The organism is Streptococcus lishijunsis, from assembly GCF_047290665.1.
In the GTDB taxonomy this organism is placed as follows: Bacteria; Bacillota; Bacilli; order Lactobacillales; family Streptococcaceae; genus Streptococcus.
The window spans coordinates 1-13229 of record NZ_JBLBUC010000033.1 but is presented as its reverse complement, the minus strand read 5'-3'; the positions used below and the strand labels follow the sequence as shown (position 1 = coordinate 13229).

Genomic DNA, 13229 nt, shown 5'->3' with positions numbered 1-13229 from the left:
AGAACTCAATCCTTCAGCTAAATATATAGTGTCCAACTTTTGGGGGGCAGTACATAAGAGACGGTTTTTATAGCAATGACTAGTGATCTAGTTTTTAGCCCTTTTTTTAGTGTAACCAATAAGTCCTAGTGTCCAAAGCCCTATAAGACTAAGAAGAGAAGTGCTCTCACCTGTTTTAGGAAGTGTCTTATCAGATAGTGCTTTTTCGTCTTGCTTAGCGGTTGCTGATGGTTGTGAGCTAGCTACTGTCTGGAGATTAGCTTGTCTAAATGACGTCTGAGTCGCTTGACTTGGAAGTGTGATGCGTTGACCAGAGTCAAGGATGATATCACGCTTAGGTGGGGTTTTCTCTTTCTCTTGACTGACGGCTAGCTCTTTGTCTTCAGGTGTGACTGCCTTAGGCTCGACATAGACAAATCGGAACTCCCCAAAACCTTCACTAGTACCAGAAGGTTGTAGGTAAATCAGATTATCTTGAGGGGTTAATAAATCTTTAGCACGCTCTGCTGTTAAGAAACGAAGGTCTAGATCTTTGATAGTATCCGTAAAAGTCCAGTTCTTATCAGCAGTCGGATTGATCACTTTTTCAGAGATGATGTAGTTAATAATAGCTTGACGATTTTCAAGGTTTAGCAAACGATTGAGAGAGGCCTCACGTACCCCAGGGAAAGTCCCGTTAGCACGGTAATTGTTTGTAACAACGATAAATTCTTGATCAGACGTCACTTCTTGTCCCTGATAGTGTAAGTTGCGAACACGGTTTGCTGATTCGTTAATCACTTTACCGTTACGGTCGTATTTTACAGGCTGCGTAATATCGTACTGATAGGTAATGCCGTCGATGACATCAAAGTTATAGGTTCTGAAGTCTGGGTTGATCAGTTGTTGTGGGGTCGTTAGGGTTGGGTCGATTTGATTAAATTGACCTGCAGCCATTTCTAACCATTCTTTGAGTTGAGCACCGTTGACTTTCAAAATGGCTACAACATTATCATAGAGGTAGAGGTCGGCGACATTTTTAATGGCAATAGCACCAACAGGGATATCAGTGTAAGCAGAAGCATCACCACGTGTACCAGCTTTAAATGGCGCAGCAGCAGACAAGATAGGAAGGCTAGCTTCTGGTGTGCCTGCTAGTTGTTGTTTGGCATACCAGATTTGAGCATTGTTGACGATTTGGACAGAAGGGTCATCTTGTACAAGAGCAAAGAAGCTATTGATTGGGGCTGTTGATTCCCCAACTTTTTGGCGAACGTAGTTGATCGTCTCCTTGTGAGCTTCTTGAGCTAAGTCAATGATGCGACTGTCTGCTAGGGATGATTTGGTATCAATCTTACGAATAGTTGCTTGGCTAGATGTGGTTGTCCATTTACCATCCGTGTAGAGGAGACTAAGGTCAATAATGCCGAGATGGTCGCCGTATTTACCAGCCATAGTGACAGGTGTTCCGTTGATTTTACCGTTAGTGTCATCAACACCAGCATATTTGGCGTAGAAACTAGGCTTTCCTGCTGTGCCTGGGAATTCGGCATGTGAGTGACCAGTGACAACAGCATCAACTCCAGGGAGACTAGCGATTTGATAGCCGACATTTTCTTCACCAACGTCATACTTGTCATCACCAATCCCAGAGTGAGATAAGACTAGCACAAGGTCTGCTCCCATTTGACGCATGGTTGGGATGATGTCACGTACAGCCTCAACAGCGTCACGCACAATGACTTTTCCTTCTAAGTAAGCTTTATCCCAGTTAAGAATCTGTGGTGGGACAATACCTGTGATTCCGATATTGAGTGTGACAGGGTTACCCTTGATATCAGTCAGTGTCTTTTTAACAATAGTATAAGGATTGTAGATAAAGTCCTTAGATGTCGGATCTAGTACATTAGCGTTGACTAGAGGGATGTTGGCTGTGCGGATGACTTTATCTAAGTAAGCAAGACCGTAGTTAAACTCATGATTACCAAGTGTCCCTGCATCAAAACCTAGAGCTTCTAGAGCTTGGTACATAGGGTGTTGTTCATCATCATCAATAGGGTCAATAAGGGACTTATAGTTGCCAAGAGGGGTGCCTTGGATAGTATCGCCATTATCAACCATGATGACATTGGGATTTTCTGCCTTGGCTTCTTCGATAAGGACAGCGGTTTTAGCTAGTCCGAGTGTTTCGACAGGCTTGTCTTGGTAGTAGTCATAGTTGACCAAGTTGGTATGAAGGTCCGTTGTTGCTAAGATGCGAAGATCAACAGCTTGTCCCTCAACAGCGGGGACATCTTCTTGGTTTTGAGTTGTTATGGCTGAGCTTTCGGTGATAGCTGGCGTGTCTGTCTCCATAGTCTCAACTGCGGCTAATGGTGTTGATTCACTTAAAACGGGCACCTCTACATCAAGATTGGTAACATCTAGTGTGGGTGCTGTCTCAGCAACTGGCTCTACATTGTTAGCGTTAGTTGTAGTGGCTGTGCTTTGAGGTGTTATATCAGCCTCTTGAGCTTGAGCCACCTTAGGGCTAGCAGCAGCTAAAATAGCTAAAGTAAGTGCCATAGCACATTGACTAAAACGACGATTCATAAGAACCCTCCCTTTTCCTTTTTTGTCATAATCTTCTACACTCATTATACAAGGAAGCCCCTTAAAATTCAATACCACACCTGAACGTTTTTCGTTAAACAAGGCTAAAAATAACTAAATATAACATCAAACAAGAATATTATAGTAATAGAGAGGATGATTGTTCGTTATTGATGTTGCTATTTTCGCCTACCTTGCCAAGATAGCAAACTTTGGTTACAATAGTATAGGCAACTTGCCAATTGATGTTATAAAAAGGAGAACTAATGGCTTTACCAAATTGTCCAAAATGCCAATCAGAATATGTCTATGAAGATGGTATTCTCTTGGTGTGTCCAGAGTGTGCTTATGAGTGGAATCCAGAAGAAGTGGAAGAAGAGGGGCTTGTAGTCCTAGATAGCAACGGCGCTCGTCTAGCTGACGGTGATACTGTAACGGTTATTAAAGACCTAAAAGTGAAAGGAGCTCCAAAGGATATTAAACAAGGAACACGTGTGAAAAATATCCGCTTGGTAGAAGGAGACCACAATATTGACTGCAAGATTGATGGTTTTGGAGCAATGAAACTAAAATCAGAATTTGTCAAAAAATTATCCTAAAAGCTAGCTCGTCTAGCTTTTTCTTTTTGGAAAAGAGACGTATTCTTATGCATTGTAAACAGAATATTCTTAAAATAAAGCTACCCATATGGTTGAATTTTTGATATAATGGAAACTAACTATTCCATTTTCAAGGAGGTTTCATGTCTTATATATCACAGGTTTTACCAAGCCTTTTAAATGGTGCGGTAGTATCTTTGCAACTCTTCTTTATTGTGATTATATTATCCATTCCTTTAGGAGCTGTCTTAGCGTTTTTGATGCAGATTCGCTTTAAGCCTCTTAATTATCTATTGACGCTCTATATTTGGGTAATGCGTGGCACACCCTTGTTGCTACAATTGATTTTTATTTACTACGTGCTACCAAATGTCAATATCGCTGTGGACCGTATGCCAGCTGCTATCATTGCCTTTACCTTGAATTATGCTGCTTATTTTGCAGAGATTTTTAGAGGCGGGATTGCGTCTATTCCTAAGGGGCAGTATGAAGCAGCTAAGGTTTTAAAATTTAGTCCTGTTCAGACCATACGCTTTATTATCTTACCGCAGGTAGTAAAGATTGTTTTGCCAAGCGTTTTTAATGAGGTGATTACCTTGGTAAAAGACACGTCTTTAGTCTATGTGATTGGTGTTGGGGATTTATTGTTGGCTAGTCGAACAGCGGCAAACCGCGATGCCAGTCTAGCACCGATGTTTATTGCTGGAGCTATTTATTTAGTCATTATCGGTGTTGTTACGCTCTTATCAAAACAAGTCGAAAAAAAATATGATTACTACAAATAAGGAGGCCAAATGTTAGAGTTACAAGATATTTCAAAACGGTTTGGTCAAAAAACCATTTTCAAGGACTTTAGTTTGCAAGTCGAAGATGGTAAGATTTTATCTTTAGTGGGGCCATCAGGTGGTGGAAAGACTACTTTACTGCGTATGCTTGCTGGTCTTGAAACTATTGATTCAGGAAAAATTATCCATAATGGTGTCGAGGTCCCTCTTAGCCATCTGGAGAGCTTGAATTTATTGGGCTTTGTTTTTCAAGATTTTCAACTGTTTCCACATCTTTCAGTCATGGATAATCTGATTTTATCGCCGACAAAAACATTGGGGATGGCAAAAGAAGAAGCTGTGACAAAAGCGACAGAATTGTTGGAGCGATTGGGCTTGTCTGAGCATGCTAAGGCTTACCCTTACTCTTTATCTGGTGGTCAAAAACAACGTGTCGCTTTGGCGCGTGCTATGATGATTGACCCTCAAATCATCGGCTATGATGAGCCGACAAGTGCTCTTGACCCTGAGTTGCGTCAAGAAGTGGAGAAGTTGATTTTACAAAATCGAGAAGCAGGCATGACACAAATTGTTGTGACCCATGATTTGCAGTTTGCAGAGTCGATTTCAGATGTTATCCTAAAAATCAATCCTAAATAATCGGAGGTTTATATGAAACGAAAGACACTATGGATTAGCGCTATGCTGATGGTTTTTACCATTTTACTAAGCGCGTGCTCCTCTAGCAGTAAGACAAATACAGATGGCTGGGACACTTATACAAAAGATAAGCGTATTACGATTGGTTTTGACAACACGTTTGTCCCAATGGGTTACGAAGATGAGAGCGGAAAAAACGTTGGATTTGATATTGATTTAGCCAATGCCGTTTTTGAGCAATACGGAATCAAAGTCAACTGGCAACCTATCAATTGGGATCTCAAAGAAACTGAGCTGACCAATGGTAAGATTGATATGATTTGGAATGGCTATTCCATGACTGATGAGCGTGAAAGAAAAGTCGCCTTTACCATTCCTTATATGAATAATGAACAGGTGCTTGTGACGAAGAAATCTTCAGGCATTACTAGTTTTTCTGATATGAAAAATAAAGTCTTAGGAGCGCAAGCAGGATCATCAGGCTACACAGCTTTTACTGATCAGCCTGCTATTTTGAAAGATATTGTCAAAGACAATGATGCAACGCAATATGAAACCTTCACACAAGCTCTGATTGACCTCAAAAACGATCGTATCGATGGGCTTTTGATTGACCGTGTTTATGCGAATTACTACCTCAAGCAAGAAGGTGAGTTAGATAATTATAATATTATTACAGGCTCTTTTGATAATGAAAATTTTGCAGCAGGTGCCAGAAAGTCGGATAAGACCCTTATCACAAAAGTCAACGAAGCTCTTCAAAACCTTTATGAGACAGGAAAATTCCAAGAGATTTCAAATAAATGGTTTGGCGAAGATGTAGCTACCGATGAGGTCAAAAAATAATAAAAAACTAGCTAATCAGCTAGCTTTTGTACTGCCCCCCAAAAGTTGGACAAATAATTATTGAAAGGATTTGGTTCTGTATTGTGCAGGACTGAGTCCTTTTAATTTTGTTTTGATTCGTTTGTTGTTGTAGTAAAAAATGTAATCTGTGATAGCTTGCTCAAGTTCATCTAGTGATTGGTAGAATTTCTCAAATCCATAAAACATCTCGGACTTAAGAATCCCAAAGAAAGATTCCATCATGCCATTGTCAGGACTATTTCCCTTGCGTGACATGGAAGGGCAAATCCCCTTGGATGCCAAGAAGCTATGATAAGACTGGTGCTGATATTGCCAACCTTGGTCGCTGTGAAGAATGGTCCCTTTGTAATACTTAGCTGGAAAGGCTTTTTCAAGCATGGTTTGAACCTGTCTCAAGTCAGGTGATCGAGATAAGGTGAAGTCGATAATTTCACTGTTGTAGCCATCAAGAATAGGTGACAGATATAGTTTTCCATCACAGTTTGGTAAAGAAAATTCCGTCACATCTGTATAACATTTCTCATAAGGTTTAGAACCTTCGAAGTGACGTTTAAAGACTCCATAAGTATAAACCTCCTAGTTTATATATTATATTACTATACATATACACTGTCATCAATGCTTATTTGGTGGATATGGGCTTTTGAAGTGGTGTGACTTGGTGAAAGATAAGGTACCATTTTTCATGACGACGCCAGATACTGGTGTGCTTGTCATTACCTAGTGTGTAGGTGATAAGCTTTGTTTTTTGACTGATGGATTCGATAGCAAACTCATCAAAATTGCAAGGGAGAAATTGTTCCTTGGAAAGAAAGGCTTCTTTATCATGGTTTTGGCCTTGCTCATCAATTAAGATAAAATTATTGGCAATATAGGCTTCATAACCAGGAATTTTAGAGAGAATCAACTTTTCATTGCGATATAATTTGCGTGTGACATTGCCAAAGATTTCATCTTCAGGGATAGCAGCAGGCTCGACGTGAATATCAATGTCATAAACGGCAAATCGCTGACTTAACATGGTTTCGACTTGCTCTGTGATGGCGTGGCTTTCATAAACAGACAAGTCAGGATTCATCTCTAGGACGATATCAAGATAGATGTTGCTTCCGTAGGTACGTCCGCGCTGTGATTTAACAGCCGATATCTTGGGAATGGTTAAGATAACTTCTTCATAACGTTTTAGTTGCTTGTCATCAAAGCCGTCTGAAAGACTAAAGGCACTTTCCATGAAAATATCATAAGCTGTTTTCAAGATAAAATAAGTAATGATGATAGCAGCTATGCGGTCAATAATAGTCAGGTGAAAAGCGGCTGCGCAGATAGCTAACGAAGTGCCAAGAGAGGTCACAGCATCTGAGAGATTGTCCCTAGAGGCTGCGACAAGAGCACTGGATTTGACTTTTCTTGAGAGTTGGCGGTTGTACGCATAGACGCTCAACATGATAATAGCTGAGATAAGCCCAACTAGGGCACCTAGTGGGTCGATTTGTGTTTCTTGATTAGAGATGATTTTTTCGGCGGTCTGAAAGAGTAGCTGAAAGCCGACGACAAACATAATAAAAGAGGTCACGAGACTAGCTAAATCTTCAAACTTCCAATGTCCAAAGCGATGGTCATTATCAGCAGGTTGGCTTGCCATATGTAGGCCAATAAGCAAAGCCACATTGCCTAAAATATCAGACAAATTGTTAAAGCCATCAGCGACAAGGGATTCGGCATTTAAACTGTAACCAGCAATGAGTTTGGCCGCTGTGAGTATGAGGTAGGCGACAATGCTGACGATAGGCCCACGCATGGCCAACTTTAAGTTTTGAGTAGGTGTTGACATATATCCTCCTTAGTTATCCCTTTATTATATCATAGTGCTGAAGGGCTGAAAAATAATAAGAGAAAAACGATTAGGAAAATCCTAATCGTTTTGACGTTTGGCAAAATAGGACCTAGTTTCACGGATAATAATCGGTGATAAGGCTAAGAGAGCGATAAGATTTGGTAGAGCCATGAGACCATTGACAATATCTGCGATAACCCAGATTAAATCGAGCTTTAAAAAGCCTCCAGCTGCAACCATAAGCACAAAGATAGAGCGATAAATCCAGATACCCTTTGTCCCAAAGAGAAATTCAAAGCAACGCTCACCATAATAACTCCAACCAAGAATAGTCGTAAAGGCAAATAGCACTAGAGAGACTGTTAGAGCGATACTGCCGACATCACCAAAGACAGAGGCAAAAGCAGCTTGTGTTAGAGGGGCTCCTTCAAGTCCTTCGATGGTCCATTGTCCAGTGACCAAAATGGACAGACCTGTCAGCGTACAAATGATAAGGGTATCGATAAATGTTCCTGTCATAGAAACAAGACCTTGTTCGACTGGTTCGTTGGTTTTAGCAGCAGCCGCAGCGATAGGAGCAGAGCCTAGACCAGATTCATTTGAAAAGATACCACGAGCGATTCCTTTTTGAATAGCTTCTTTGATAGTAGCGCCAGCAAATCCACCAACAGCAGCCGCAGGCGTAAAAGCGCCTTTAAAGACTTGCGCTAGAGCAGGTAGGATATTGTGATAATGCATTAAAATGACTGCTAAAGTCGCTATGATATAGACAAGCGCCATAAAGGGCACGACTTTTTCAGAGACCTTAGAGATGGACTGGATACCTCCAAAAATAATAAAGGCCACAATAACAGCGATTAGGATACTAACCAAGGCAGGAGAAAGTCCAAAGCTACTCTGTAAAGATGAGGTTATGGAGTTGACTTGAGAGAAAGTACCAATACCAAAAAAGGCGACTAAGACACCTGCCAAGGCAAAAAAGATAGCCAGAGGTTTCCATTTTTTACCCATACCATTGACGATATAATACATAGGACCGCCTGAGATATCACCATTGGCGTCTTGCGTACGGTATTTGATAGCTAGAAGGCCTTCAGCATATTTGGTTGCCATCCCAAAGAAAGCAGCCATCCACATCCAAAAAAGGGCTCCAGGACCGCCTGATTTGATAGCTGTGGCTACCCCTACGATATTACCAGTCCCGATAGTAGCAGCGAGAGCTGTTGCAAGAGCTGCGAAACTAGAGATATCACCTTCTCCCTCATCTTTAGCGAAAATAAATTTGAAAGCCTTAGGAAGGCGCAAAATCTGCAAAAATCCTAGTCGAATAGAAAGATAAACCCCTGTTCCGACCAAAAGTATCAATAGAGGTGGTCCCCAGATGAGATTGTCGAGGGCATTAAAAAACGTTAACACTATAAAAATCCTTTCAACTTTCCTAAGACATCAAAAAAAGAGAAGTCCCTAGACAGAACTTCTGTACGACAAAGAGATAAGTGAAAAAAGCTTAGATGGGCTATCATAGCGATACTTATCTTCTGTCCTTTTGCCTGAGAGATTGAGCGTAAGCTTTGCCCCTTCGGCGCCTGTCCTTGATGACAAGTCTCTCCAGAAGTCCGTCTATCAATCAGTCCTGTCTTTAAAGACACCTGAGAGTGTGATTCCTTTGGCAAAAGCTAGGCTTTCTTCTCCTGATTGACGTCATTCGGTTCGATGATGCTTTACATTCTAAATGAAAATCTAATCTTTGTCAATAGCTATTTTTAAAATAGTGAAAATTAAATCATAAATCTTTTTCATAAAAGGCTTTAGGCAAGTGAGAATAGGGAAATACCAAGCCACTATTTTCATGACAAAATGATGACAAGATATATTAAATTTTAGACAAATTGAAATATTATGTCTAAATTGTTGACAAACGGCACATAAAAGAATACACTGATGAAGAAGAAATGCCTATTCTTCACATTTAAAAGAAGGTGAGTTTTATGAAAAGAAATCATAAAAAATCGTTTGATTGGTATTCTCTCAATCAGCGTTATTCCTTACGTAAATACCATTTTGGGGTTGCTAGCGTCTTGCTTGGCGTGGCACTCACTTTGGGAGGAGAATCCGCTTATGCTGAAGAAAATACAACAATCAATACTGTAGAATCAGCACTGGTTCAGGTGACAGAAGATGACGAGGGGACCAAGCTCCAGACATCAGAAGAAGGACAAACTAATAGTCTCTTGAGTAGCGAGATGTCATCTAGTGCGCCATTGTCTGAAAATAATCAAGAAGAGCTTACTATTAGTGGCGTGCAGCCAACCTCAGAAGTAGCGCCAGAGGCAAGTTTAGACAGTGTTGTGTCTCTTATTGAGACCAGCGAAGAAGTTCAGGAAGTCGCTGTCCAATCAGATGAAATCCTTGACTCAGAGGTAGCTGATAGTCAAGTAGCTACAAGTGAAAGCGCTACAGTTGGTGTAGAGGCTATTTTGAGTGAAGATCTTGTAAGCCCTACCATCACTGAATATGAGGCTGAACTAATTGAAGAAGAGGCAAAAACCTCAACAACGACTATCTCAGCTGAGGCTTTGATACAGCTGTCTCCAGCCGAGATTTATGCACTGACTCGTCATGAACTCAGTGGTTTCAATATGACCAAGGAGATTTTCGAGTCGTTAACAGAAGATCAGATTCGGGCTTTGACCTTTAATCGTGATTATCAAGCCGTTGCGCGTGCGAATAATCAAGATTTACAGTCCGGTTTTCGTGTAGATACAGGTAGTCAGTCCGGTTATACGGTGACTCCTCCGATGAATACAAAGTATCCGAACGATCCAGTTGCTGGTCGTTTTACCCATACGGTTGTCCAAAGCGGTGACTACTACTTCACTTTAAGTGCTGAAAAGCCGGTTCTCAGTGGGGATGAACTCGAAAAAAGAGTATCAGATGTTTATATTACTGCTTTTGACAAAAATCATCGCCAGTTAGGGGAAGCGGTTCATCGTAGTACCCAAACAAGTGGTGGTTTGATTGATGCCTTCCTGAAATACAATAATACACGGATTACGGTGACGACGGATGGAGTTTCCGTTGAAGGGGATGGCGGATTAAAACGGGTTTATGCACACTCGGGAAATAATGATCCAGATGCTGTATTTGGTTCTTTATCTATTTCGCTACCGCGTTATACGAAGCAAGTGACTAGATACTTGAAAGCGTCTGATAGAAAAACCCCTGTGCGGGAAGATTATTATCAAGAAGGTTGGGAGTACTCTGATTATACAACTCAGCCTGTAACGCCGATTGAATTTGAAGGTAAGACTTACACCTGGGATCAAGTGCTACCGCCTAACCAAAATGGTAAGACCGGTAAGTTAGGACAACCATACTATAAGGGCGATGTTAACTATATTCGAGCTCGTGCTACAGCTTATGCAAATGGTCCTTTTGTAACTGTTTACCAAAAACGGGAGTATATTGACAATAATGGAACCATGCTGGTTACCGTGTATGCAACGCCACGTGATTCGAGCACAAATCCATCTGTTCCTAGCGCTGAAGAATTTTTCCAAAATATGGATAAGTATACGGTCTATACGGATAAAATGTATGGATTCAATAATACGACAGGTGCTAATATTGTTAATGATGTGAATGCCTTTTATGCTGCTCACATGACCGGTAGTGATATTTCCGTTGCGGCAAACTTAAAAGAGCCGATTATTCAAACGGTTAAGAAAGAAGAATCTTTCCGAAACCGGTTCCCAATGACAGAAGGTGGTATCAATACAACGGGAAATATCACACTTCGAAATCGTTGGGATGAAAGTTCCGCAGTTATTTATTACTATAATTCGACTGGAAGTGTCTATGTTACCTATAAGGATGTTGATGGGAATGTATTAAAAGTTCCACAAGGTGGGGCTTATGTAGATCGTGTAACAGATACGGGTAATGCTCTTCCAGGAACAGACTATTCAACCGATGACCATAAGCATAATACGATTAAGACAGAAGATGGAAAAACTTACAAACTAGCCCCAGCTGGAAGATATCCTGTTGGTGTGGTAGATGCAAATAACCATCTCACCTCTAGTGATGCTGTTACTGGTAAGGTTGAAGAAGGAGTTGATAAAACAGCTACCTATATTTACCAAGAGGTAAAAGGAGATGTTGTCGTTCTCTATCGTGTAAACGGAACGAATGCACCTATTACGGGAATTTCTTCTGATGGTAAGACGATTGGGAATATCACCAATACTCAAACAGAAGAAAAGATTGCCTGGGAAGGTGCTGTTATTGATACAGCAGCAACTTCAACTGGAACAAACTATTCAACAACGGATAACCGTCCAAGCAAAATTACAACGGCAGATGGTAAAGTTTATAAGCGAGTAGAAAATAGAGTTGGTGGTACTGAAGAAGGCAAAGTCGTCGAAGGAACCACACGGATTGTTTACTACTATGAACTCGCTAAAGGAAATGTAGTTGTTAACTATGTTGATGAGAATGGAACGGTTCTCCAGCCACCAGTCTCAGATGAGACAAATGCAGATACTGGTAAGGCGTATGACACAAGTGATAATAAACCAGCTACGATTACTTCAAACGGTAAGGTTTATGAGCTTGTACCTGCTGGAAATTATCCTGTTGGTAAGGTAGATGCTAACAATCACCTAGAATCGTCTGATCCAACTACTGGTAAGGTTGAAGAAGGAACCAAAAATGTTACTTACGTATATCGCTTGAAAGAAGAGCCAAAAGGATCCGTTGTGGTTCACTACAAGGATACAGAAGGCAATACTATCAAGGATTCTGTAAACGACGAAACAGATAAGCCAGTAGGCGAGAACTACACAACTACTGACAATAAACCAGAAGTTATCCAAACTCCAGAAGGTAAGAAGTATAAACTAGTGCCAGACCGGACTCAAGGAGAAGAAACCGGTAAGATTGTCGAAGGAACGAAAGAAGTAACCTATGTCTACCAACAAGTCGGTGGAGCAGTTAATGCCCGCTACGTAATTGAGGGGACAGAAACAGAACTTCAAGCTCCAGCTGTTGTGAAGCCAGCCGACAGCCCAGTAGGTGAAGCCTATACAGCAACAAAACCAACTGAGATCGTCAAAGATGGCAAGACTTATGTTCTTTCAGCCACCAAACCTGTACGTGACTCTCAAGGTGATGCCCCAGAAACCGGTAAGGTTACAGAGGGAGAACAGACTGTTGTTTACCAATATGTCTTGAAAGAAGAGCCAAAAGGATCTGTTGTGGTTCACTACAAGGATACAGAAGGCAACACTATCAAGGATTCTGTAAACGATGAAACAGATAAGCCAGTAGGTGAGGACTACACAACTACTGACAATAAACCAGAAGTTATCCAAACTCCAGAAGGCAAGAAGTATAAACTAGTGCCAGACCGGACTCAAGGAGAAGAAACCGGTAAGATTGTCGAAGGAACGAAAGAAGTAACCTATGTCTACCAACAAGTCGGTGGAGCAGTTAATGCCCGCTACGTAATTGAGGGGACAGAAACAGAACTTCAAGCTCCAGCTGTTGTGAAGCCAGCCGACAGCCCAGTAGGTGAAGCCTATACAGCAACAAAACCAACTGAGATCGTCAAAGATGGCAAGACTTATGTTCTTTCAGCCACCAAACCTGTACGTGACTCTCAAGGTGATGCCCCAGAAACCGGTAAGGTTACAGAGGGAGAACAGACTGTTGTTTACCAATATGTCTTGAAAGAAGAGCCTGTTCCAGAAGTGAAGAAGGGTAATGTTGTGGTTCACTATGTGAACGAAGCTGGTGAAACAATCGCTGCGGATGTGGAAGACACACCAGAAAGTGATGTAGATACACCGTATGACACAACAGATAACAAGCCGAAGATCATCGAGAAAGATGGCAAACGCTATATCTTCAGTAAGGTTCAAGATGGTGATC

General features: G+C 41.2%; 8 protein-coding genes, 1 pseudogene and 1 riboswitch. Of the genes and pseudogenes, 5 read left to right on the top strand and 4 right to left on the bottom strand.

The window, feature by feature from the left end:
- Positions 1 to 87 precede the first annotated feature (87 nt).
- On the bottom strand, positions 88 to 2571 hold the full coding sequence (locus ACLN19_RS08715) for a bifunctional 2',3'-cyclic-nucleotide 2'-phosphodiesterase/3'-nucleotidase (RefSeq protein WP_413385419.1): 2484 nt from the start codon (positions 2569 to 2571) through the stop codon (positions 88 to 90).
- A 266-nt stretch (positions 2572 to 2837) separates the two neighbouring features.
- Between ACLN19_RS08715 and ACLN19_RS08710 the strand changes: the two genes are divergently transcribed.
- The 4 genes from ACLN19_RS08710 (at position 2838) to ACLN19_RS08695 (ending at position 5440) form a co-directional block, all read left to right on the top strand.
- On the top strand, positions 2838 to 3170 hold the full coding sequence (locus ACLN19_RS08710; protein WP_413385416.1) for a zinc ribbon domain-containing protein YjdM: 333 nt from the start codon (positions 2838 to 2840) through the stop codon (positions 3168 to 3170).
- 143 nt (positions 3171 to 3313) lie between these two features.
- Complete coding sequence (locus ACLN19_RS08705) at positions 3314 to 3955, top strand: amino acid ABC transporter permease (protein WP_413385413.1); 642 nt, start codon at positions 3314 to 3316, stop codon at positions 3953 to 3955.
- Between the two features lie 9 nt (positions 3956 to 3964).
- The gene (locus ACLN19_RS08700) at positions 3965 to 4594 is read left to right on the top strand and encodes an amino acid ABC transporter ATP-binding protein (protein ID WP_413385410.1); all 630 of its coding nucleotides are present in this window, start codon (positions 3965 to 3967) and stop codon (positions 4592 to 4594) included.
- Between the two features lie 12 nt (positions 4595 to 4606).
- Positions 4607 to 5440 carry an amino acid ABC transporter substrate-binding protein gene (locus ACLN19_RS08695; RefSeq protein ID WP_413385407.1) on the top strand — a complete coding sequence of 278 codons (834 nt, stop codon included), beginning with the start codon at positions 4607 to 4609 and terminating at the stop codon, positions 5438 to 5440.
- Between the two features lie 57 nt (positions 5441 to 5497).
- On the opposite strand, the pseudogene ACLN19_RS08690 reads toward ACLN19_RS08695, so the two are convergent.
- From ACLN19_RS08690 to ACLN19_RS08680, 3 genes and pseudogenes are all read right to left on the bottom strand, one after another.
- Positions 5498 to 6013, bottom strand: a pseudogene (locus tag ACLN19_RS08690) (IS3 family transposase); the annotation flags it as partial.
- A gap of 70 nt (positions 6014 to 6083) precedes the next feature.
- Positions 6084 to 7292, bottom strand: coding sequence for a cation diffusion facilitator family transporter (locus ACLN19_RS08685; RefSeq protein WP_413385404.1), 1209 nt, complete (start codon positions 7290 to 7292; stop codon positions 6084 to 6086).
- An 81-nt stretch (positions 7293 to 7373) separates the two neighbouring features.
- On the bottom strand, positions 7374 to 8711 hold the full coding sequence (locus ACLN19_RS08680) for an alanine/glycine:cation symporter family protein (RefSeq protein WP_413385401.1): 1338 nt from the start codon (positions 8709 to 8711) through the stop codon (positions 7374 to 7376).
- A gap of 112 nt (positions 8712 to 8823) precedes the next feature.
- A riboswitch (glycine riboswitch) is annotated at positions 8824 to 8917 on the bottom strand.
- A gap of 366 nt (positions 8918 to 9283) precedes the next feature.
- Here ACLN19_RS08680 and ACLN19_RS08675 point away from each other — a divergent pair.
- The coding region (locus ACLN19_RS08675; protein WP_413385398.1) for a MucBP domain-containing protein at positions 9284 to 13229 on the top strand (3946 nt) is incomplete at its 3' end.